Origin of the sequence: Burkholderia sp. AU33423, assembly GCF_002223135.1 — a bacterium.
Classification (GTDB): Bacteria; Pseudomonadota; Gammaproteobacteria; order Burkholderiales; family Burkholderiaceae; genus Burkholderia; species Burkholderia lata_D.
In genome coordinates, this window is record NZ_NKFH01000004.1 from 105,698 (window position 1) to 127,477 (window position 21,780).

The window sequence follows — 21,780 nt, forward strand, 5'->3', positions numbered from 1 at the left end:
ACGCCCGCGGTTCGCGGGACGTGCCTTTTTTCATGGTGGCGAGGAAACGACTTACTGCGTGACTTGCCGCACGCCGACGCGCTGCGATGCGAGCCACAGCGCGATCAGCACACCGGCAAGCGCAGCGCCCGCGACACACACGCCGCGCCAGCCGTCGATGCCGTACGCGACGCTCGCCGCGAACGACCCGAACGCGCCGCCGATGAAGTAGCTCGTCAGGTAGATCGTCGTCACGCGGCTGCGCGCGTTGCCGGCCAGCGCATAGATCACGCTCTGGTTCGAGATGTGCATGCCCTGCACGCCGACGTCGAGCAGCAGGATGCCCGCGATCAGCGCCGCGAGCGAGTGCGCGCCGGCGGCTATCAGCGCGAACGACGCGAGCACGGCCGCCGCGAACAGCCCCGTCGCTGCATTGCCGTGGCCGCGATCGACGAGCCGGCCGGCCGACGTCGCCGCGAGCGCACCCACCGCGCCGACGATGCCGAACAGGCCGATCTGCCCTTCGGAATAGCTGTACGGCGGCTGGCTCAGCAGGAACGTGAGGCCCGTCCACAGCAGGCTGAAGCACGCGAACACGAGCGCGCCGTAGGTCGAGCGCAGCGCGATCAGCGGTTGCGCGCGCACCAGCGCGACGAGCGACTTCATCAGCGCCGCATAGTCGAGGCGCGCATCGCGACGATCCTTCGGCAGCTTAACGGCGAGCACGGCGGTCAGCGCCGCCACCATCACCGCCGCGATGCCGTACACCGCACGCCAGCCGAACCCGTCGGCGATCGCACCGGCCGCGACGCGCGCAAGCAGGATGCCGAGCAGCAGCCCGCTCATCACGGTGCCGACCGCGCGGCCGCGCGAGCGCGCATCGGCGAGTGACGCGGCGAACGGCACGAGCAGCTGCGTCGAACAGGTGACGAAGCCGACCGCGACGTTCGCGACGACGAACATCGTGAAGTTCGTGCTGAACGTGACCGCGACCAGCGCGACGACGTTGAGCATCAGCAGCCGCACGATCAGCGTATGACGATTGACCGCGTCGCCGAGCGGGACGATCAGCAGCAGGCTCGCCGCGTAACCGAGCTGCGTCAGCGTGACGAGATAGCCGAGCTCGGTCGGTGCGCGCCCGAAGCTGCGCGCGATCGCGGCGAGCAGCGGCTGCGCGTAATAGATGTTGCCGATGACGATGCCGCACGCGCAGGCGAACAGCAGCGTCATGGCGCGGGTCAGGGGAGGATGGGTGTCGTGATGCGGTTCCATGGTCGCGAAAAACAGCGGCGCCGGCCGGCGGCATGGGGCCGCCGGATGCGCGGGGTGACGGAAATCGGGGCCGGCGTTGACGGATCGGCGGTGAGCCGATGCGCGTCGGGCGGACCGCGGCCGGGCCCGGATCGGGCGGGCGGCGGATCGTCGTGCGGCGGGCGGACGCAGGGCGGGCCCGGGCGAGCCGCTCCGGTGCGGCGACAGCGGTCATGCACGGGAACGGATGTGCGTATGATGCGGGAATCGAACCATAGCGTCCAAGACTGGATCGTTATGCTCTCCATTGGTAGAACCAATACCTCTGCCGCCATGCTCCTCCGCCACATCCGCTATTTCCTGGCCGTCGCCGAGCAGCGCAGTTTCACGCGCGCGGCCGACGCGCTGCACGTCTCGCAGCCGACGCTGTCGCAGCAGGTGCGCCAGCTCGAGGACACGCTCGGCGTGCAGTTGTTCGACCGCTCGGGCCGCACGGTGCAGCTCACCGAGTTCGGCGAAGTCTATGCGCGCCATGCGCGCGCCGCGCTGCACGAGCTCGATGCGGGGCAGCGCGCGCTGCACGACGTCGCCGATCTCGGCAGCGGGTCGCTGCGGCTCGCGATGATGCCGACCTTCGCGGCCTACCTGAGCGGCTCGCTGATCGACGCGTTCCATGCCGACCATCCGAACGTCGCGCTGACGATCGACGCGATGCCGCAGGAGCGCATCGAGGCGCTGCTCGCCGACGACCGGCTCGACGCGGGCTTCGCGTTCATGCCGCCGCGCGCGCCGGACATCGACGCGCTGCCGCTGTGGGACGAGCCGCTCGCGCTCGTTACGGGCCGCACGCATCGTCTCGCACGGCGCCGCCGCGCGCTGACGCCGGCCGAGCTCGGCGGCGAGCCGCTGGTGCTGCTGAGCCGCGCGTTCGCGACGCGCGAGCGCATCGACCGGTATTTCATCGAGCACGGCGCGCAGCCGAAGATCGCGATCGAGACGAATACGATCAGCGCGGTGCTGGCGCTCGTGCGGTGCGGCCGCCTCGCGACGGTGCTGCCCGACGCGGTCGCGCGCGAGAGCGCCGACCTGTGCGCGCTGGAGATCGATCCGCCGCTGCCCGCGCGCACGGCCGCGCTGCTGACACGCAAGGGCGCGTACCGCAGCGTCGCGGCGCGCGCGTTCATCGCGCGTGCGCTCGCGTATCGGGACCCGTCGGGAGGTTGACCGGTACGACCGGGCGGCGCGCGCGACGGGCGGCCGCCCGGGCCGTCATGTGCGGGGTGTCGGGAAGAAGATGCCCGCGCGCTGCGCGGCGTTCGCGATGTGCGTTTCGATCGCAATGCCGGCGGCGCCCGCATCGCGCGCGATCAGCGCGTCGACGATCGCGCGGTGCTCCTGCCACGTCGACAGCAGCAGCTCGCGCCGGTAGAACGGCATGCGCTGGCTTTCCTTCATGATGTCCGCGCTGCTGCGCAGCACCGATTCGATCGCCGCGTTGCCGGCGAGATGGATGATCCGCATGTGGAAGTCGAAGTCGAGCTGCGACGCCTCGTCGAGCGCGCTTTCGGTGAGCGCGACGTGCAGGTCGGCGAGGTTGTCCTCGAACCATGCGATGTCGTCGTCGCTGACGACGTGCGCGGCCATCCGCGCGGCGAAGCCTTCGAGCGCATAGCGCATCTGGTACGTGTCGGGCGGCGACGACTGCTCGGCGAAGCGCCATGCGTGCGCGGCCGTGGCCTGCGCGCTTTCGACATACACGCCCTTGCCGGCGCGGATGCGCAGCATCCCGAGCGCCTCGAGCGTCGACAGCGCCTCGCGCAGCGACGCGCGGCTGATCTCCAGCTCCTCGGAGAGCTGGCGCTGGGCCGGCAGCAGGCTGCCGACCGGATAAATGCCTGCCTCGATCCGGTCGCGGATCGTCGCGATGGCGGCGTCGGTCACGGTATGCGGAACGTTTTTCATGATGTGAACTTTGGCCGGTCTGACCGGCATTGTAATCCGCACGCAGGCGGTGCATGGCCGGCCTACGGGAAAGCCACGATCTGCCCCTGTCCGATGCATCGAAGCCAGGCGGGCAGGGGCGGGAAATCCCTATTTTGTCCGTCCTTGACTCGACTATATCGGCTTCCTACTATCCACCATAACATCACTGGTCTTACCAGTATGAACAGACGAAACTGCAACCGTTGGATCGGGAGAGCGCCGTGTCGAAATTCCTCAATTCGCTGTTTGGCCGGGTAGTCGTCGCATTGATTCTAGGGATCGCGCTCGGCGCGTTCTTCCCGCATTTCGCCGAGTCGTTGCGACCGCTCGGCGACGGCTTCCTGAAGCTGATCAAGATGGTGATCGGGCCGATCGTGTTCTGCGTGGTGGTCAGCGGGATGGCCAACGCGGGCGACCTGAAGAAGGTCGGCCGGGTCGGCCTGAAGGCCGTCATCTACTTCGAGATCATGACGACGCTCGCGCTCGGCATCGGGCTCGTCCTCGCGTGGCTCACGCGCCCGGGCGTCGGGATGAACATCGACCTGCGCTCGCTCGACGCGGCGTCGCTGTCGACGTACGCGAAGAACGCCGAAAGCCTGAAGGACACGGCCGGCTACCTGATGAAGATCATCCCCGAGACCGCGATCGACGCGTTCGCGAAGGGCGACATCCTGCAGATCCTCGTGTTCGCGGTGCTGTTCGGCTCCGCGCTGTCGCTGCTCGGCGACAAGGCGCAGCGCGTCAACTCGCTGATCGAGGAACTGTCGCACGTGTTCTTCCGGATCATCGGCTTCATCATCAAGCTCGCGCCGCTCGGCGTGCTAGGCGCGATCGCGTTCACGACCGGCAAGTACGGCGTTGCGTCGCTCAAGCAACTCGGCTACCTGGTCGCGGTGTTCTACCTGAGCTGCTTCGTGTTCGTCACGGTCGTGCTCGGCGTCGTGATGCGGCTCGCGGGCTTCTCGGTGTTCAAGCTGATCCGCTACCTGCGCGAGGAACTGTCGATCGTGCTCGGCACGGCATCGTCGGACGCGGTGCTGCCGCAGGTGATGCGCAAGCTCGAATACATGGGCGTGAAGGATTCGACGGTCGGCCTCGTGATCCCGACCGGCTATTCGTTCAACCTCGACGGCTTCTCGATCTACCTGACGCTCGCCGTGCTGTTCATCGCGCAGGCCACCAACACGCCGCTGTCGACGCATGACCTGATCGTCGTGCTGCTCGTGTCGCTCGTCACGTCGAAGGGCGCGCACGGGATCCCGGGCTCGGCGATCGTGATCCTCGCGGCGACGCTGTCGGCGATCCCGGCGATTCCGGTGCTCGGCCTCGTGCTGATCCTGCCGGTCGACTGGTTCGTCGGCATCGCCCGCGCGCTGACCAACCTGATCGGCAACTGCGTCGCGACGGTGGTCGTCGCGGTGTGGGAGAACGACATCGATCGTGCCCGCGCGACACGCGTGCTGAATCGCGAGCTGCGCTACGTGCCGGCCGAAGAGGAAGACCGCGCGGCGCCGGTCGCCGGCGACCAGGCTCACGCGCTCTGAGCGCACCCCCCGCGCGGGGCGGCTTCCCCTGGTCGTCCCGCGCACCCGAGTTCATGTGGCCGGCGCCTCGATGCGCCGGCACATCATCAAACAACAGGAGACGACATGGCAGCCCCCATCCTCGATCCGAATGCGCCGGCCTTTACCCGGCGTTACATGAACCTCGCCGACCCGCGTCTCGGGGCGCAGGCGCTCTTTGCCAGCGATGAATTCTTCGCACCGAAGGAGCGCATGCTGAATCCCGAGCCGGCCGTATTCATCCCCGGCAAGTACGACGACCACGGCAAGTGGATGGACGGCTGGGAAACGCGCCGCAAGCGCACGACCGGCCACGACTTCTGCGTGGTGCGGCTCGCGCGGCCGGGCGTGATCCACGGCGTCGACCTCGATACGAGCCACTTCACCGGCAACTTCCCGCCGGCCGCGTCGATCGACGCGTGCGTCGCCGAAGGCGACACGCCGCCTGACGACGCGCAATGGCGCCCGATCGTCCCGGCGACGACGCTGCAGGGCAATTCGCATCACTACGTGAGCGTCGACGATGCGCAGCCCTATACGCACCTGCGCGTGAACCTGTACCCGGACGGCGGCCTCGCCCGGCTGCGCGTGTACGGCCAGCCGCAGCGCGACTGGCGCCAGGTGCCGGCCGGCGAGCTCGTCGATCTCGCGGCGATCGAGAACGGCGGCTACCTGGTGGCCGCGAACAACCAGCACTTCGGCCCGGCCTCGCAGATGCTGATGCCGGGGCGCGGCGTGAACATGGGCGACGGCTGGGAAACGCGGCGGCGCCGCGAGCCCGGCAACGACTGGGCGATCGTCGCGCTCGCGCGGCCGGGCATCATCCGGCGCGTCGAGGTCGATACCGCGTTCTTCAAGGGCAATTTCCCCGACCGCTGCTCGCTGCAGGCCGCGCGGGTCGCGGGCGGCACCGACGATTCGCTCGTCACGCAGGCGATGTTCTGGGCCGAACTGCTCGGCGAGCAGAAGCTGCAGATGGACCACGTCCACACGTTCGACCAACTTGCCGCGCTCGGCCCCGTCACGCACGTGCGTTTCAACATCTTCCCGGACGGCGGCGTGTCGCGGCTGCGTCTGTGGGGCGAGCCGGCTTGAAGGAGGGCAACGGCATGAGCGAATCCCGGATCCTGCGCGTCGAGCGCCTGACGCGCGAAGCGTTCGCGCCGTTCGGCGACGTGATCGCGCTCGAAGGCGCGCGTCATTTTCCGATCAACGGCGGCACGACCGAGCGCTTCCACGATCTCGCGACGATCGACGTGTGCGCGGACGGCGGCCGCCCGCTCGTCAGCGTGTTCCGCGCGCAGCCGCGCGCGCTGCCGGTCGCGGTCACGCTGATGGAGCGCCATCCGCACGGCAGCCAGGCGTTCATCCCGCTCGCGGCCGTGTCGCGCTACGCGATCGTCGTCGCGCCGGCCGGCGAGTTCCGGCCCGACGCGATGCGCGCGTTTCTCGCGGAAGGCTGGCAGGGCGTGAACTATGCGAAAGGCGTCTGGCACCATCCGCTGCTCGCGCTCGACGCGGTCAGCGATTTCGTGATCGTCGATCGCGGCGGGCCGCAGCCGAATTGCGACGAGATCCCGCTCGAGCGCGCGTGGGCGCTCGAGTTCGAGCCGGCCTGCGCGGCCTGACGCAAGGGCAACGCCCAACTCCGGCTTGCCTGACGGCAGCCCGGGCGGGCGTGTCGAAGGGTTTTCGAAAGGCTGGGGCGCACGATTCACGCGGCGGTGCGCCGCCGCTATCCTGAAAAGAACACGGCCCGGGCGGCGAGATGCCGGCCGGGCCGTGCCGCGTGCGCGAGGCGTGCGAATCAGTGCTTGCGGTGCGGGCAGTTTTCGGTCGTGCAGGAACCGTACATCGCGAGCGAGTGCTCCTGGAGCTTGAAGCCGCGCTCCTTGGCGATCGCCTGCTGGCGGCCTTCGATCTCGGCGTCGAAGAATTCCTCGACACGGCCGCAATCGAGGCACACGAGGTGGTCGTGGTGCGAGCCTTCGTTCAGTTCGAACACGGCCTTGCCGGATTCGAAGTTGCTGCGCGTGAGCAGGCCGGCCTGCTCGAACTGCGTCAGCACGCGGTAGACGGTGGCCAGCCCGATGTCGAGCTGCTCGTTGAGCAGGTTCCGGTAGACGTCTTCTGCCGTCAGGTGGCGCACCGGGCTTTGCTGGAAGATCTCGAGAATCTTGAGGCGCGGTAGGGTGGCCTTTAGCCCGATATTCTTGAGATCCGTCGGATTGGTCATGGCTAGGCATCCCTAGAGTACAATGCAGGGCTTCAATGTTACCGGCTTTTCGCCGTTCCAGAAACACGCGCGGCCTGCACACGGGCCTGCACGGTGAGGGAAATGATTCCAGAATCTCTTTCGCACTTTCAGAGGAGCCGCATGCGGAGTGTCATCATCGCTGCCGCCGCCGTTGCCGCGCTGGCTGGTTGTTCGTCGTACGACAGCGTGACGCAGCGCATCGCGCAGAGCATCACCCCCTACCGGATCACCGTCGTGCAAGGCAACTTCGTGTCGCAGGAGAAGGCCGCGCAGTTGCAGGTCGGCATGTCGCGCGAGCAGGTGCGCGCGTTGCTCGGCACCCCGCTGCTGGCCGACATGTTCCACGCCGACCGTTGGGACTACCTCTTCTACTTCAAGCGCGGCTCGACAGCAGTCGTCCAGCAGCGCGATCTCGTCGTGACGTTCTCGGGCGATCGCCTGGCGAGCTGGACGGGGGCGGACAACCTGCCTTCGGAACTCGACCTGCTGGCCGACATCGACGGCGACCGCGGCGGCAAGAAGGCGAAGGCGGCCGCAGCGGCGAAGAAGGCCGCCGAGGCTGCCGCCGCCGCGAGCGCCGCGCAAGCGGCCGCGAGCGCGCCGGCGCTGGAGGCTGTCGCCAGCCCGTCCACTGCGCCGGCGGCCGGTGCGGTGGTCGACCAGGATGCGAACGCGCAGGCCGCCCGCGCGGCGAACCGCGCGACCAACCAGGTGTCGGGGCAGGGTTCGGGTTCGCGCCGGTTCACGCCGGCCGCGAAGGCCTCGGGCGGCGCGCCAGTGCCGGGCGGCCAGCCGCCGGGCGCCGCGCCGGCGATCCAGCCGCAGTTCCAGTTCCATCGTCCGCCGCAGCCGAACGTGTCGAACGAGGCGCCGCCGCCGGTCGGCCCGCAAGGCTCGGACAACCTGCAGAACCAGCCGCTCACCGCACCGGCGCAGTAAGCAGCCGGCGTGCGGAAACAGGGCGGCATGCGCCGCCCGCTTTTATACCTGTCGTGTAGAAAGCCATGAAGATTGCGATTGCCGGGGCATCGGGCCGAATGGGCCGGATGCTGATCGAAGCCGTTCTCAACGATGCCGACGCGCAGCTCGTCGGTGCGCTCGACCGCGCCGATTCGCCGTTCCTCGGCCAGGACGCCGGTGCGTTCCTCGGCAAGGAAACCGGGGTCAAGCTGACCGCCGACCTCGACGCCGTGTTCGCGCAGGCCGACACCCTGATCGATTTCACGCGTCCGGAAGGCACGATGGCCCATATCGAGGCCGCGCTGCGCCACGACGTGAAGCTCGTGATCGGCACCACCGGCTTCACCGCCGAGCAGAAGGCCGAGCTGCAGGCCGCGGCGAGCAAGATCGGCATCGTGTTCGCGGCGAACATGAGCGTCGGCGTGAACGTCACGCTGAAGCTGCTCGAATTCGCGGCGAAGCATTTCTCGCACGGCTACGACATCGAGATCATCGAGGCGCATCATCGCCACAAGGTCGACGCGCCGTCGGGCACCGCGCTGATGATGGGTGAAGCCGTCGCCGGTGCGCTCGGGCGCTCGCTCGACGATTGCGCGGTGTACGGCCGCCACGGCGTGACGGGCGAGCGCGATCCGTCGTCGATCGGCTTTGCCGCGGTGCGCGGCGGCGACATCGTCGGCGATCACACCGTGCTGTTCGCCGGGATCGGCGAGCGCATCGAGATCACGCACAAGTCGTCGAGCCGCGTATCGTATGCGCAGGGCGCGCTGCGCGCGGTCCACTTCCTGTCGGCGCGCGGCGCCGGCCTGTTCGACATGCAGGACGTGCTCGGCCTGCGCTGACACCACGGGGAAACTCCGATGGCGATACCCACCGGCGTTGTCCACTACCTCGAAAGCGGCGATGCGATCACGCATGCCGTCGCCTATGTGCTGCTGGCGATGTCCGTCGCCAGCTGGTGCTTCCTCCTCATGAAAGCCTGGCTCCTGGTCCGCGCGAAGCGGCAGGGGCCGCGCGCGCTCGCCGCGTTCTGGCGCGCGCCGTCGCTCGACGCGGGCATCGCCGCGCTCGCCGGCGCCGATCGCGAGCGCGTGTTCGTGCCGCTCGCCGAAGCCGCGCGCGATGCGGCCGACGACCACGACCCGGCTGCCCTGGCCGCGCGCGTCGAGCGCAGCGAGCGCGTGCTGCGCGCGTTGCGGCACGCGATGCTGCGCTCGCAGCGGCGTCTCGAATTCGGCCAGGTGCTGCTCGCGTCGATCGGCAGCACCGCGCCGTTCGTCGGGCTGCTCGGCACCGTGTGGGGCATCTACCACGCGCTCGGCAGCATCGCCGCGAGCGGGCAGGCGCAGATCGAGAACGTCGCGGGGCCGGTCGGCGAGGCGCTGATCATGACCGCGTTCGGGCTCGTCGTCGCGATTCCGGCGGTGCTGGCCTACAACATCCTCGGGCGCCTCGTGCGGCAGCTCGCCGAGGAACTCGACGGCTTCGCACGCGACCTGCACGTGTTCGTGTGCGCGCAGGAAGCGTGACGCGCCCATTCCGGAGGAGCGACCATGGCATTCGGCGGACTCGAGCACCACAAGACCTCCGCGCCGATGGCGGAGATCAACATGACCCCGCTGATCGACGTGATGCTGGTGCTGCTCGTCATCTTCATCATCACCGCGCCGCTGATGACGCACGCGATCCGGCTCGACCTGCCGAAGGTCGCGGCCAGCGTCGCGCGCGACACGCCGCAATCCGTCACCTTGTCGATCGACGACGCGGGCAAGCTGTATTGGGACGATTCGCCGGTCGCGCTCGATGCGCTGCCCGCGCGCTTCCGGGCCGCCGCCGCGGGCGGCGCGCCGCCCGAATTGCGGCTGCGCGCGTCGCGTGCGACCCGCTACGACGTGATCGCGCAGGTGATGGGGGCCGCGCAGGCCGCCGGCCTTACGCGGATCGGTTTCGTGACCGACGTGCCGCCGCAGGCGGGCGGTTCAGCGGCGGCGCCTGCCGTGCCGGCCAACCGCTGAGCGGGCCCGTCCCCGCCGCGGGATCGGGCCGCGCGCTGCAAGACGGGTCGAATGGGCCGGCGCGGGCGGTATAATCAACGTTTTTCCCGGTTGGCAGGCTTTTTTCAGGTAACCCGGAATTTTCCAGGCTACCCGGGCATGCTGCGGGTTACCCGGAAAATGCCCGGAAACCGCGAACAGGTCCGGCAACAGCGAACCTGCAGGTCCGCCGGGCAAGCACGATTTTCGATCCACTCCTGCGCGCGCGCCGTCGCGTCGCTTAAAGCCTAGTCCGAACCACACCATGCACGAGAGATACGTACCCGCCGACGTCGAAGCCGCCGCCCAGGGCGACTGGCGCGCAGCCGATGCCTACAAGACGAAGGAAGATTCGCAGAAGCCGAAGTTCTACTGCGTGTCGATGCTGCCGTACCCGTCCGGCAAGCTGCACATGGGTCACGTGCGCAACTACACGATCAACGACGTGATGTACCGCTATCTGCGGATGAACGGCTACAACACGCTGATGCCGATGGGCTGGGACGCGTTCGGGATGCCGGCCGAGAACGCCGCGATGGCGAACGGCGTGCCGCCCGCGAAGTGGACCTACGACAACATCGACTACATGAAGGGCCAGATGCAGTCGATGGGCCTCGCGATCGACTGGTCGCGCGAAATCGCGACGTGCAAGCCCGACTACTACAAGTGGAACCAGTGGCTGTTCCTGAAGATGCTCGAGAAGGGCATCGCGTACAAGAAGACGGGCACCGTGAACTGGGACCCGGTCGACCAGACCGTGCTTGCGAACGAGCAGGTGATCGACGGCCGCGGCTGGCGGTCGGGCGCGCTCGTCGAGAAGCGCGAGATCCCGATGTACTACCTGCGCATCACGCAGTACGCGGATGAGCTGCTGAACGACCTCGACGGCCTCGGCTGGCCCGAGCGCGTGAAGATCATGCAGCAGAACTGGATCGGCAAGAGCTTCGGCGTGAACTTCGGCTTCCCGTACGAACTCGACGGCGAGAAGAAGCTGCTGCGCGTGTTCACGACGCGTGCCGACACGATCATGGGCGTCACCTTCTGCGCGATCGCGGCCGAGCATCCGCTCGCCACGCGCCTCGCGCAGGACAAGCCGGAACTGCTGGCGTTCATCGACGAATGCAAGCGCGGCGGCGTCGCCGAGGCCGACGTGGCGACGATGGAGAAGAAGGGCGTCGCGACGGGCTTCTCGGTCACGCACCCGCTGACCGGCGAGCCGGTCGAGGTGTGGATCGGCAACTACGTGCTGATGAGCTATGGCGAAGGCGCGGTGATGGGCGTGCCGGGCCACGACGAGCGCGATTTCGCGTTCGCGAAGAAATACGACCTGCCGATCAAGCAGGTGATCTCGGCCGAAGGCCAGCAGTACTCGCTCGACGCATGGCAGGAGTGGTACGGCGACAAGGAAGTCGCGGTCTGCGTGAACAGCGGCAAGTACGACGGCCTGCACTACGCGCAAGCCGTCGACGCGGTCGCGGCCGACCTGAAGGCCGGCGGCTTCGGCGACAAGCAGGTCACGTGGCGCCTGCGCGACTGGGGCGTGTCGCGCCAGCGCTACTGGGGCACGCCGATCCCGATCATCCACTGCCCGTCGTGCGGTGACGTGCCGGTGCCCGAGCAGGATCTGCCCGTCGTGCTGCCGGAAGATCTCGTGCCGGACGGCTCGGGCAACCCGCTCGCGAAGTCGGAAGCGTTCCTGAACTGCACGTGCCCGAAGTGCGGCGCGGCCGCGAAGCGCGAAACCGACACGATGGACACCTTCGTCGATTCGTCGTGGTACTTCTCGCGCTACACGGCGCCGGACGCCGAGACGATGGTCGACGCGCGCACCGACTACTGGATGCCGATGGACCAGTACATCGGCGGCATCGAGCACGCGATCCTGCACCTGCTGTATTCGCGCTTCTGGACCAAGGTGATGCGCGACCTCGGCCTCGTGAAGTTCGGCGAGCCGGCGAAGAACCTGCTCACGCAGGGCATGGTGCTGAACGAGACGTACTACCGCGAGGACGCATCGGGCAAGAAGACCTGGTACAACCCGCTCGACGTGACGGTCACGCACGACGACAAGGGTCGCCCGGTCGGCGCGACGCTGAACACGGACGGCCAGCCGGTCGTGCTCGGCGGCATCGAGAAGATGTCGAAGTCGAAGAACAACGGCGTCGATCCGCAGCTGTTGATCGACCAGTACGGCGCCGATACCGCGCGCCTGTTCACGATGTTCGCCGCGCCGCCCGAGCAGCAGCTCGAGTGGTCGGGTGCGGGCGTCGAAGGCGCGAGCCGCTTCCTGCGCCGCGTGTGGAGCTTCGGCGCGACGAACCGCGAAGTGCTCGCCGCGCGCGCGGGCTTCGATGCGGCCGCGCTCGGCGAAGCCGACAAGGCGCTGCGCCGTGAGATCTACAGCGTGCTGAAGCAGGCCGATTTCGACTACCAGCGCCTGCAGTACAACACGGTCGTGTCGGCCGCGATGAAGATGCTGAACGCGATCGACGGCGCGAAGGGCGCGACGCCGGGCGTGCTGCGCGAAACGTACGGCGTGCTGCTGCGCGTGCTGTACCCGGTCGTGCCGCACGTCACGTTCGAACTGTGGAAGGCGCTGGGCTACGCGGACGAATTCGGCCCGCTGCTCGACGCACCGTGGCCGAAGGTCGACGAGGCCGCGCTCGAGCAGGCCGAGATCGAACTCGTGCTGCAGGTGAACGGCAAGGTGCGCGGCGCGCTGAAGGTGGCGAAGGACGCGAGCCGCGAGGCGATCGAAGCCGCGGCAGTGGCCGACGACGCGTTCGCGAAGTTCAGCGACGGCAAGCCGGCGAAGAAAATCGTCGTCGTGCCGGGCCGCCTCGTGAACATCGTCGTCTGACGGCCGCCGGCCATCGGACGTACCCAGAAGGAGCGAAGGTGATCCGCAGATCGTTTTTGATGCTCGCTGTCGGCAGCGCGGTTGCGCTGTCGGCATGCGGCTTCCAGTTGCGCGGCCAGCAGGACTACGCGTTCAAGCACCTGCTGATCGCCGGCGCGCCGGCGCCGGTCGAGGCGCGTCTCGTGCGCCTCGTCGAGGCCGGCAGCGACACGAAGATCGTCAAGTCGGCGGACGACGCCGATGCCGTGCTGACCATGTGGGAATCGCGTGGCCAGAACACGCTGACGCTCAACAAGTACGGCTCGGCGCAGGAATATGCGCTCTTCTATACGTTGCGTTATCAGTTGACGAGCAAGGACGGCACGGTGCTGATCCCGCCGAGCGCGATCGCGCTGAACCGCGCGATGACGTACAGCGATCAGTACACGAACGCGAAGGCGCAGGAAGCGGACCTCCTGTACGCCGACATGCAGAGCGATGCGGTCGACCAGCTGATGCGGCGTCTCGCGATCGTCCATTCGCTGACGCCGGCGCCGGAAGACGTGGTGCCGGGCGTCGCACCGCGCGCGCCGTTGCCGCCGCCGCCGCTCTGATCGACGGCGCACGTATCGATGCAATTGCGACTTGATGCGCTGGAGCCGCACCTCGCGAAGGGGTTGGCCGGGCTCTATACCGTCTACGGCGACGAGCCGCTGCTCGCGCAGGAAGCGTGCGACCGCATTCGTGCGGCCGCGCGCGCGGCCGGCTTCACCGAGCGCTCGGTGCATACGGTCGAGCGCGGCTTCGACTGGAGCGTGCTGCTCGGCGCGACCCAGGCGATGTCGCTGTTCGGCGAGCGCCAGCTGATCGAGCTGCGCATTCCGTCGGGCAAGCCCGGCAAGGAAGGCGCCGATGCGCTGAAGACGCTCGCGGCCACGCCGAACCCCGACGCGCTGATGCTCGTCACGCTGCCGCGTCTCGACGCGGCCACGCAGAAATCCGCGTGGTTTACCGCGCTGCAGAACGGCGGCGTCGCGCTGAAGATCGATCCGGTCGACCGCGCGCAGCTGCCGAACTGGATCGGCCAGCGCCTCGCGATGCAGGGCCAGCGCGCCGCGCCCGGCGAGGACGGGCGCCGCGCGCTGCAGTTCATCGCCGAGCGCGTCGAAGGCAACCTGCTCGCTGCACACCAGGAAATCCAGAAGCTCGGGCTGCTGTATCCGCAGGGCGCGCTGTCGTTCGAGCAGGTGCACGACGCGGTGCTGAACGTCGCGCGTTACGACGTCTTCAAGCTGAACGAAGCGATGCTCGCCGGCGACGCCGCGCGGCTCGCGCGGATGATCGACGGGCTGAAGGGCGAGGGCGAGGCGATCGTGCTCGTGATGTGGGCCGTCGTCGAGGAATTGCGCACGCTGCTGCGGATCAAGCGCGGCACGACGGCCGGCAAGCCGCTCGCGACGCTGCTGCGCGAGAACCGCGTGTGGGGGCCGCGCGAGCGGCTGATCGGCCCCGCGCTGAATCGCGTGTCCGAAGCCGCGCTCGAGAAGGCGCTCGCGTTTGCCGCGAAGCTCGACCGTCAGGTCAAGGGGCTCACGGCCGTCGCGCCGGGCCGCCGCACGCAGGACGAACCGCCGCCCGATCCGTGGGACGGGCTGTTCCAGCTCGCGATGACGGTGGCCGGTGCCCGCGGCGAGCGACCGCCGACCGCGGGGCGCGTGCGACGCTAAGTCCCGTTCGGGCCTTCAGCGCGCGCTGCGCAACCCGCTTACAATGTTTTGATCGCTGGCGCGGTCTCCCGGCCGCCGCCGCTCACGCTTCCCCACGAATTCATGCCGCCCAGCGCGGCGCGCTTCTCGAGTCACACGATGGATATCGATCAGTACATGACCGACCTGGGCCGTCGCGCCCGGCACGCTTCCCGCGCGATGGCGCGCGCCAGCACGGCGGCGAAGAACGCGGCGCTCGACGCCGTGGCGCGCGCGATCGAACGCGATGCGCAGGCGCTGAAGGACGCGAATGCCCGCGATGTCGCCCGTGCCCGTGAAAAGGGTCTCGATGCGGCATTCGTCGATCGCCTGACGCTGTCGGACAAGGCGCTGAAGACGATGGTCGAAGGCTTGCGCCAGGTGGCGTCGCTGGCCGATCCGATCGGCGAGATCAGCAACCTCAAGTACCGCCCGAGCGGCATCCAGGTCGGCCAGATGCGTGTGCCGCTCGGCGTGATCGGCATCATCTACGAATCGCGCCCGAACGTGACGATCGACGCGGCCGCGCTGTGCCTGAAGTCGGGCAACGCGACGATCCTGCGCGGCGGCTCCGAAGCGCTCGAGTCGAACGCGGCGCTCGCGAAGCTGATCGGCGAAGGGCTCGAGGCGGCAGGCCTCCCGCAGGACGCGGTGCAGGTCGTCGCGACGGCCGATCGCGCGGCGGTCGGCAAGCTGATCACGATGACCGAATACGTCGACGTGATCGTGCCGCGCGGCGGCAAGAGCCTGATCGAGCGCCTGATCAACGAGGCGCGCGTGCCGATGATCAAGCACCTCGACGGCATCTGCCACGTGTACGTCGACGATCGCGCCGATCTCGAGAAGGCGCTGACCGTCTGCGACAACGCGAAGACGCACCGCTACGGCACCTGCAACACGATGGAGACGCTGCTCGTGTCGAGCGGTATCGCGGCGAAGCTGCTGCCGCCGCTCGGCAAGCTGTATCGCGACAAGCAGGTCGAACTGCGCGTCGATGCGGCCGCGCGCGCGGTGCTCGCCGATGCGGGCGTCGGCCCGCTCGTCGACGCAACCGAGGAAGACTGGCACACCGAGTATCTCGCGCCGGTGCTCGCGATCAAGGTCGTCGACGGCCTCGACGCAGCGATCGAGCACATCAACCATTACGGCTCGCACCACACGGACGCAATCGTCACCGAGGATCACGACCGCGCGATGCGGTTCCTGCGCGAAGTCGATTCGGCGAGCGTGATGGTCAACGCGTCGACGCGCTTCGCGGACGGCTTCGAATTCGGCCTCGGCGCGGAAATCGGCATCTCGAACGACAAGCTGCACGCACGCGGCCCCGTCGGCCTGGAAGGGCTGACGTCGCTGAAGTACGTCGTGCTCGGACACGGCGAAGGCCGCCAGTAAACAGCGAGGCACACAATCGATGGCGATGCTCTGGGTCAAGACGTTCCATATCGTTCTGATCGCCGCGTGGTTTGCAGGGTTGTTCTACCTGCCGCGCATCTACGTGAACCTGGCCATGGAAACCGATCCGGCCGCCGTGCGCCGCCTGCTGCTGATGGCACGCAAGCTGTTCCGCTTCATGACGATGATCGCGGTGCCGGCGCTGGCCTGCGGGCTGTGGCTCTGGCTGTCGATCGGCATCGGGCAGGGGCAGGGCTGGATTCACGCGAAGGTGACGGTCGTGCTGCTGCTCATCGTCTATCACGCGTATTGCGGGCACCTGCTGCGGGTGTTCGAGCGTGGCGAGAACCGCCGCACCGACAAGTGGTATCGCGTGTTCAACGAGCTGCCGGTGCTCGGCATGCTCGCGGCGGTCGCGCTGGTCGTGATCAAGCCGTTCTGAGCGGCATTGCCGGCGCAGTTGCCGGCGCCGCCTGATGTGCAACGGCGCCCCGCGGGGCGCCGTTTGTCGTTTACGCGCACGCGGCTGGCGCGGGCGTCTGCTCAATCCTTCGTGCCGTCGTCGATCCGGCGGCGCGTGATCGCCTCCTTCGCGCGGCCGACCCGTTCCATCAGCGCGGGGCCGCGTGACAGCGCGACGCCGACCGCGAGGATGTCGCCGATCGCGAGATGCGACATCCGCGACGTCATCGGCGAGAACACGTCCGTTTCCTCCGCCACGTTCGACGCGAGACTCACTGTCGCGAGCTTCGCGAGCGGCGAATGGCTCTGCGTGATCGCGACGACCTTCGCACCGCACGCGAGCGCGGAGCGCGCCGCGTCGACGATGTCGCGCGTGCGGCCGGTGTTCGAGATCGCGACGACGACGTCGTGCGGGCCGAGCAGCGCCGACGACATCGAGAACGTGTGCGGATCCGAATACGCGACGCTCGGCACGCCGAGCCGGAAGAACTTGTGCTGGATGTCCTGCGCGGCTATGCCCGAGCCGCCGGCGCCGTAGAACTCGATCCGCGATGCGTTCGACAGCAGCGCGATCGCCTCGGCGACGCTGCCGGCGGACAGGCTGTTGCGCACCTCGATCAGTGCGCCGATCGTGCGGTCGAACACCTTGCCGATGATGCCGGGCGCCGGTTCGTCAGGCTCGACGTCGCGATAGACCGACGACACGCCCGGCGCGACGCTCTGCGCGAGCCGGATCTTGAATTCGCGGAAGCCGCTGCAGCCGAGCGCCTGGCAGAAGCGGGCGATCGTCGGCTGGCTGACGCCCGCGCGCGTCGACAGCTCGGTCATCGCGAGGTCGAGCACCTCGCGCGGCGCGGCAAGGATGTAGTCGGCGAGCTTGCGCTCGGACGGGCGCAACTCGGTGCGGATCGCTTCAATGCGGGGCAGCATGGGGCGGCAGGCAGAAATCGGGTTCGGATGAGCGAGTGTATCGCAATCGAATTGTAGAAAATCTACATGAAAATACTAGCTCAATCGTCGGTGATTAATGAGGTAGGTAGGGCTGATGATTAGGGTTTTCACTAAGTAAAGCCTTGCTGGTGGCGGGAATGAGGGTTGCGAGCATGCTCATCCGCATTGCGTGCGTGTAGTTTTTCTACTAGACTGCTTTCGTTCGTTCGACGAAGCTCGACCGTCCCCACGATTCCAACCGCCGGTGTCGGCCGGCATACAGGAGCGCCCAGCATGACGTCGCTGCACCCCACTCTGGCGAAGGTCACCGAACGCGTGATCGCCCGCAGCCAATCGACCCGTTCCGCCTATCTGCAGCGCATCGACGGCGCGCAGGGCAAGTTCCCGGCACGCGGCGCGCTGTCGTGCGCGAACCTCGCGCACGGCTTCGCCGGCCTCGAAGGTAACGACAAGTTCTCGATCAAGGCGATCCGCGAGCCGAACATCGGCATCGTGTCCTCGTACAACGAGATGCTGTCCGCGCATGCGCCGTACAAGGATTTCCCCGAGATCATCAAGGCGGCCGCGCGCGAGAACGGCGGTGTCGCGCAGTTCGCGGGCGGCGTGCCGGCGATGTGCGACGGCGTCACGCAGGGCAACCCGGGGATGGAGCTGTCGCTGTTCTCGCGCGAGGCGATCGCGATGGGCACGGCGATCGCGCTCACGCACAACATGTTCGACGCGGCGCTCTGCCTCGGCATCTGCGACAAGATCGTGCCGGGCTTGCTGATCGGCGCGCTGCAGTTCGGCCACCTGCCGACGATCTTCGTGCCGGCCGGCCCGATGACGAGCGGCCTGTCGAACGACGACAAGGCGAAGATCCGCCAGCAGTTCGCGACCGGCCAGGTCGGCCGCGACGCGCTGCTCGAAGCCGAATCGGCCGCGTATCACGGCCACGGCACCTGCACGTTCTACGGCACCGCGAACAGCAACCAGATGCTGATGGAGCTGATGGGGCTGCACCTGCCGGGTTCGGCATTCGTCCACCCGCATACCCCGCTGCGCACCGCGCTGACTGCCGAGGCTGCGCGCCGCGTGCTCGACCTGACCGTCGAGCGCGGCCAGTACACGCCGATCGGCCATGTGATCGACGAAAAGGCGATCGTCAACGGGATCGTCGCGCTGCTCGCGACGGGCGGCTCGACCAACCACACGCTGCACCTCGTCGCGATCGCGCGCGCCGCCGGCATCCTGATCGACTGGAACGATTTCGACGAACTGTCGGCCGTCGTGCCGCTGCTCGCGAAGATCTACCCGAACGGCAAGGCCGACGTGAACCATTTCCACGCGGCGGGCGGCGTGGCCTTCCTGGTACGCAACCTGCTCGAAGGCGGGCTGCTGCACGAGGACGTGACGACGGTCGCCGGCAAGGGTCTCGCGCACTACACGAAGGAGCCGAAGCTGATCGACGGCAAGCTCACGTGGGTCGACGGCGCGGCCGAGAGCCACGACACGAAGGTGCTGCGCGGCATTCGTGACCCGTTCCAGCCGGACGGTGGCCTGCGCCTGATGCAGGGCCGCCTCGGCCGCGGCGTGATCAAGATTTCGGCGGTCGCGCCCGAGCACCGCAAGGTGACGGCGCCCGCGGTCGTGTTCGATTCGCAGGAAGCCGTGCAGGAAGCATTCGATCGCGGCGAGCTGAAGCGCGATTTCGTCGCGGTGGTGCGCTTCCAGGGCGCGCGCGCGAACGGGATGCCCGAACTGCACCGTTTGACGCCGCTGCTCGGCGTGCTGCAGGATCAGGGCTTCCACGTCGCGCTGGTCACCGACGGCCGCATGTCGGGCGCGTCGGGCAAGGTGCCGGCCGTGATCCACGTGTCGCCGGAAGCGCTGCTGGCCGGCCCGCTCGGCAAGGTGAAGACGGGCGATACGCTCGTGATCGACGCGGAAGCCGGCGTGCTCGACATCGAGGTCGACGCCGCCGAGTGGCAGGCGCGCCCGGTCGCGCAGCCGCTGCACCAGGCCGAGAACGAGGTCGGTTTCGGGCGTGAACTGTTCGGCGTGTTCCGCGCGGCCGCCGCGCCGGCCGAGCAGGGCGCATCGGTTTTCGGCGCGCTGGTCGGCGAAACGGCCGCCCACGTCGCCGCATGAATTTCAAGGAGCCAATTCAATGAAGACGATTGCTGAAATCGTGAAGCTGGGCCCGGTCATCCCGGTGCTCGCATTCGACTCGGTCGAGCAGGGCGAACACGTGTCGCGTGCACTGCACGCAGGCGGCGTGAAGGTGCTCGAGATCACGCTGCGCACGCCGGCCGGCCTGGAAGCGATCCAGCGCGCCAGCCAGCTCGCGGACGACATCGTCGTCGGCGTCGGCACGATCACGAAGCCCGAGCATTGCGAGCAGGCGAAGCGCGCGGGCGCGAAGTTCGGCGTGTCGCCGGGCCTGACGAAGGAGCTGCACCTCGCGTCGCTCGACGCGGGCCTGCCGCTGCTGCCGGGCGTGATGACACCGAGCGACATCATCCAGGCGCTCGAATTCGGCTACGAGATCGTGAAGTTCTTCCCCGCGCAGCAAGCGGGCGGCGTGCCAATGCTGCAGGCGTTCCACGGCCCGTTCCCGGCGCTGAAGTTCTGCCCGACCGGCGGCATCACCGTCGACACCGCGCCGAATTTCCTGAAACTGCCGAATGTCGTATGCGTCGGCGGCTCGTGGCTCACGCCGAAAGCCGCGCTCGCCGCGCAGGACTGGGCCGAAGTCACGCGCCTCGCGCAAGCCGCGAGCCAACTGCCCCGTTAAGCCTTGTACCAGATGACGGTTTAGCCCTCGGAAAGCAAGCGTTAGTGCTTGTTTTGCCGAGGGTTTTTGCTGATGGAACCGGTTCTATCCGCGGACCGTAAAGATAAGTAAAATTCAGCGTCCTGACGGGGTGGGTACCCCCCGTGTTTCGGAGACCTGCATAGCCGGGCATACTCGCAACAACTCGCCCGGTTCGAACAATTCTAGGAGGAGTGCCACATGGGGGCTGTCCAAGGCAGCATGCTGCTCGTATTCACGCTGATCGCGATTGCCGCGCTGATCCTGATGATCGCGCGCTACAAGATCTACCCGTTCCTGGTGCTGATCATCGTGTCGCTCGGGCTTGGCCTGGTCGTCGGCATGCCGATGGACAAGATCGTCAAGTCGTTCGAGACGGGCACCGGCGGTACGCTCGGCCACATCGCGATCGTCGTCGGCCTCGGCACGATGCTCGGCAAGATGATGGCCGAATCGGGCGGCGCCGAACGGATCGCGACCACGCTGATCGACTGGTTCGGTGAAAAGAACATCCACTGGGCGATGATGTTCGTCGCGATCATCGTCGGCCTGCCGGTGTTCTTCGAAGTCGGCTTCGTGCTGCTGATCCCGATCGCGTTCAACGTCGCGAAGCGCACCGGCAAGTCGCTGCTCGTCGTCGGCCTGCCGATGGTGGCCGGCCTGTCCGTCGTGCACGGCCTGATCCCGCCGCACCCGGCTGCGCTGTTGGCCGTTCAGCAATACGGCGCCGATATCGGCAAGACGATCGCGTTCGGCCTGATCGTCGGCGTGCCGACCGCGATCATCGCGGGCCCGCTGTTCGCGCTGACGATCTCGAAGTTCGTGAAGCTGCCGGAGAACAACCCGCTCGCCGCGCAGTTCGTCGAGTCGCACACGGATGGCCGCAAGCGTGAACTGCCGAGCTTCGGCATCACGCTGTTCACGATCCTGCTGCCCGTCGTGCTGATGCTGGTCGGCAGCTGGGCCGACTTGGTGTTCACGCCGAAGTCGCTGCCGAACAACCTGCTGCGCTTCGCCGGCAACTCGGACGTCGCGCTGCTGATCGCCGTGCTCGTGAGCTTCTTCACGTTCGGCAAGCTGCAGGGCTTCAACCGCGACCAGATCCAGAAGTTCTGCAGCGAGTGCCTGGCACCGATCGCCGGCATCACGCTGATCGTCGGCGCGGGCGGCGGCTTCGGCGGTGTCCTGCGCGACAGCGGGATTTCGCAGCAGATCGTCGAGACCGCGAAGCACGCGCACCTGTCGCCGCTGCTGCTCGGCTGGTTCGTCGCCGCGCTGATGCGTCTCGCGACGGGTTCGGCGACGGTCGCGATGACGACGGCCTGCGGCATCGTCGCGCCGATCGCGGCGGCGTCCGGCGCGGCGGTCAGCCCGGAGCTGCTGGTGCTCGCCACCGGCTCGGGCTCGCTGATCTTCTCGCACGTGAACGACGGCGGTTTCTGGCTGATCAAGGAATATTTCGGGATGACGGTCGGTCAGACGTTCAAGACCTGGTCGTTGCTCGAAACGATCATCTCGGTGCTCGGCCTCGGCTTTACACTGCTGCTGAGCATGGTTCTGTAACAAGGGGTA

Annotated in this window: 20 protein-coding genes; 16 read left to right on the forward strand and 4 right to left on the reverse strand. The window is 67.9% G+C overall.

Annotation, left to right across the window (positions count from 1 at the left end; genetic code table 11):
• Positions 1-51 precede the first annotated feature (51 nt).
• The gene (locus CFB50_RS03125; protein WP_089444936.1) at positions 52-1,251 is read right to left on the reverse strand and encodes an MFS transporter; all 1,200 of its coding nucleotides are present in this window, start codon (positions 1,249-1,251) and stop codon (positions 52-54) included.
• Between the two features lie 312 nt (positions 1,252-1,563).
• Here CFB50_RS03125 and cynR point away from each other — a divergent pair, with 312 nt between their 5' ends.
• Positions 1,564-2,454 carry a transcriptional regulator CynR gene (gene cynR, locus CFB50_RS03130; RefSeq protein WP_089444937.1) on the forward strand — a complete coding sequence of 297 codons (891 nt, stop codon included), beginning with the start codon at positions 1,564-1,566 and terminating at the stop codon, positions 2,452-2,454.
• A 45-nt stretch (positions 2,455-2,499) separates the two neighbouring features.
• Here the strand turns inward: cynR and CFB50_RS03135 are convergent, their stop codons facing one another.
• Entirely contained in the window at positions 2,500-3,222 is a 723-nt protein-coding gene (locus CFB50_RS03135) for a FadR/GntR family transcriptional regulator (protein ID WP_089444938.1), read from the reverse strand.
• Positions 3,223-3,434: 212 nt separating this feature from the next.
• On the opposite strand from CFB50_RS03135, the gene CFB50_RS03140 reads away from it, so the two are divergent.
• From CFB50_RS03140 to CFB50_RS03150, 3 genes are all read left to right on the forward strand, one after another.
• A complete protein-coding gene (locus CFB50_RS03140) occupies positions 3,435-4,757 on the forward strand; it encodes a C4-dicarboxylate transporter DctA (protein ID WP_069247116.1) in 1,323 nt (440 codons plus the stop codon).
• A 105-nt stretch (positions 4,758-4,862) separates the two neighbouring features.
• Complete coding sequence (gene alc / locus CFB50_RS03145; protein ID WP_089439217.1) at positions 4,863-5,870, forward strand: allantoicase; 1,008 nt, start codon at positions 4,863-4,865, stop codon at positions 5,868-5,870.
• A gap of 14 nt (positions 5,871-5,884) precedes the next feature.
• On the forward strand, positions 5,885-6,403 hold the full coding sequence (locus tag CFB50_RS03150) for an ureidoglycolate lyase (protein WP_069247118.1): 519 nt from the start codon (positions 5,885-5,887) through the stop codon (positions 6,401-6,403).
• Positions 6,404-6,582: 179 nt separating this feature from the next.
• Here CFB50_RS03150 and fur read toward each other — a convergent pair whose 3' ends face one another.
• The gene (fur, locus tag CFB50_RS03155; protein ID WP_043191276.1) at positions 6,583-7,011 is read right to left on the reverse strand and encodes a ferric iron uptake transcriptional regulator; all 429 of its coding nucleotides are present in this window, start codon (positions 7,009-7,011) and stop codon (positions 6,583-6,585) included.
• A 141-nt stretch (positions 7,012-7,152) separates the two neighbouring features.
• Between fur and CFB50_RS03160 the strand changes: the two genes are divergently transcribed.
• From CFB50_RS03160 to CFB50_RS03200, 9 genes are all read left to right on the forward strand, one after another.
• Positions 7,153-7,971, forward strand: coding sequence for an outer membrane protein assembly factor BamE (locus CFB50_RS03160; protein WP_089444939.1), 819 nt, complete (start codon positions 7,153-7,155; stop codon positions 7,969-7,971).
• 65 nt (positions 7,972-8,036) lie between these two features.
• Positions 8,037-8,834, forward strand: coding sequence for a 4-hydroxy-tetrahydrodipicolinate reductase (gene dapB / locus CFB50_RS03165; RefSeq protein ID WP_069247120.1), 798 nt, complete (start codon positions 8,037-8,039; stop codon positions 8,832-8,834).
• Positions 8,835-8,852: 18 nt separating this feature from the next.
• A complete protein-coding gene (locus CFB50_RS03170) occupies positions 8,853-9,521 on the forward strand; it encodes a MotA/TolQ/ExbB proton channel family protein (protein WP_059528793.1) in 669 nt (222 codons plus the stop codon).
• Between the two features lie 24 nt (positions 9,522-9,545).
• Positions 9,546-10,007, forward strand: coding sequence for an ExbD/TolR family protein (locus tag CFB50_RS03175; protein ID WP_069247121.1), 462 nt, complete (start codon positions 9,546-9,548; stop codon positions 10,005-10,007).
• Positions 10,008-10,290: 283 nt separating this feature from the next.
• Positions 10,291-12,885, forward strand: coding sequence for a leucine--tRNA ligase (gene leuS / locus CFB50_RS03180; protein WP_089444940.1), 2,595 nt, complete (start codon positions 10,291-10,293; stop codon positions 12,883-12,885).
• Positions 12,886-12,923: 38 nt separating this feature from the next.
• Complete coding sequence (locus tag CFB50_RS03185) at positions 12,924-13,478, forward strand: LPS-assembly lipoprotein LptE (protein ID WP_069247123.1); 555 nt, start codon at positions 12,924-12,926, stop codon at positions 13,476-13,478.
• A gap of 18 nt (positions 13,479-13,496) precedes the next feature.
• Positions 13,497-14,591 carry a DNA polymerase III subunit delta gene (gene holA / locus CFB50_RS03190; RefSeq protein ID WP_089444941.1) on the forward strand — a complete coding sequence of 365 codons (1,095 nt, stop codon included), beginning with the start codon at positions 13,497-13,499 and terminating at the stop codon, positions 14,589-14,591.
• A 138-nt stretch (positions 14,592-14,729) separates the two neighbouring features.
• Positions 14,730-16,001: a glutamate-5-semialdehyde dehydrogenase gene (locus CFB50_RS03195; protein WP_089444942.1), complete on the forward strand. Its 1,272-nt coding sequence runs from the start codon at positions 14,730-14,732 to the stop codon at positions 15,999-16,001.
• A 19-nt stretch (positions 16,002-16,020) separates the two neighbouring features.
• Positions 16,021-16,443, forward strand: coding sequence for a CopD family protein (locus CFB50_RS03200; protein ID WP_011350935.1), 423 nt, complete (start codon positions 16,021-16,023; stop codon positions 16,441-16,443).
• A gap of 101 nt (positions 16,444-16,544) precedes the next feature.
• Here the strand turns inward: CFB50_RS03200 and CFB50_RS03205 are convergent, their stop codons facing one another.
• The gene (locus CFB50_RS03205) at positions 16,545-17,393 is read right to left on the reverse strand and encodes a MurR/RpiR family transcriptional regulator (protein ID WP_031398862.1); all 849 of its coding nucleotides are present in this window, start codon (positions 17,391-17,393) and stop codon (positions 16,545-16,547) included.
• Positions 17,394-17,687: 294 nt separating this feature from the next.
• On the opposite strand from CFB50_RS03205, the gene edd reads away from it, so the two are divergent.
• The 3 genes from edd (at position 17,688) to CFB50_RS03225 (ending at position 21,771) form a co-directional block, all read left to right on the forward strand.
• Positions 17,688-19,544, forward strand: coding sequence for a phosphogluconate dehydratase (gene edd, locus CFB50_RS03210; protein ID WP_089444943.1), 1,857 nt, complete (start codon positions 17,688-17,690; stop codon positions 19,542-19,544).
• A gap of 19 nt (positions 19,545-19,563) precedes the next feature.
• Positions 19,564-20,190: a bifunctional 4-hydroxy-2-oxoglutarate aldolase/2-dehydro-3-deoxy-phosphogluconate aldolase gene (gene eda / locus CFB50_RS03215; protein ID WP_069247127.1), complete on the forward strand. Its 627-nt coding sequence runs from the start codon at positions 19,564-19,566 to the stop codon at positions 20,188-20,190.
• Positions 20,191-20,409: 219 nt separating this feature from the next.
• Positions 20,410-21,771 carry a GntP family permease gene (locus tag CFB50_RS03225; protein WP_089444944.1) on the forward strand — a complete coding sequence of 454 codons (1,362 nt, stop codon included), beginning with the start codon at positions 20,410-20,412 and terminating at the stop codon, positions 21,769-21,771.
• Positions 21,772-21,780: the final 9 nt, after the last annotated feature.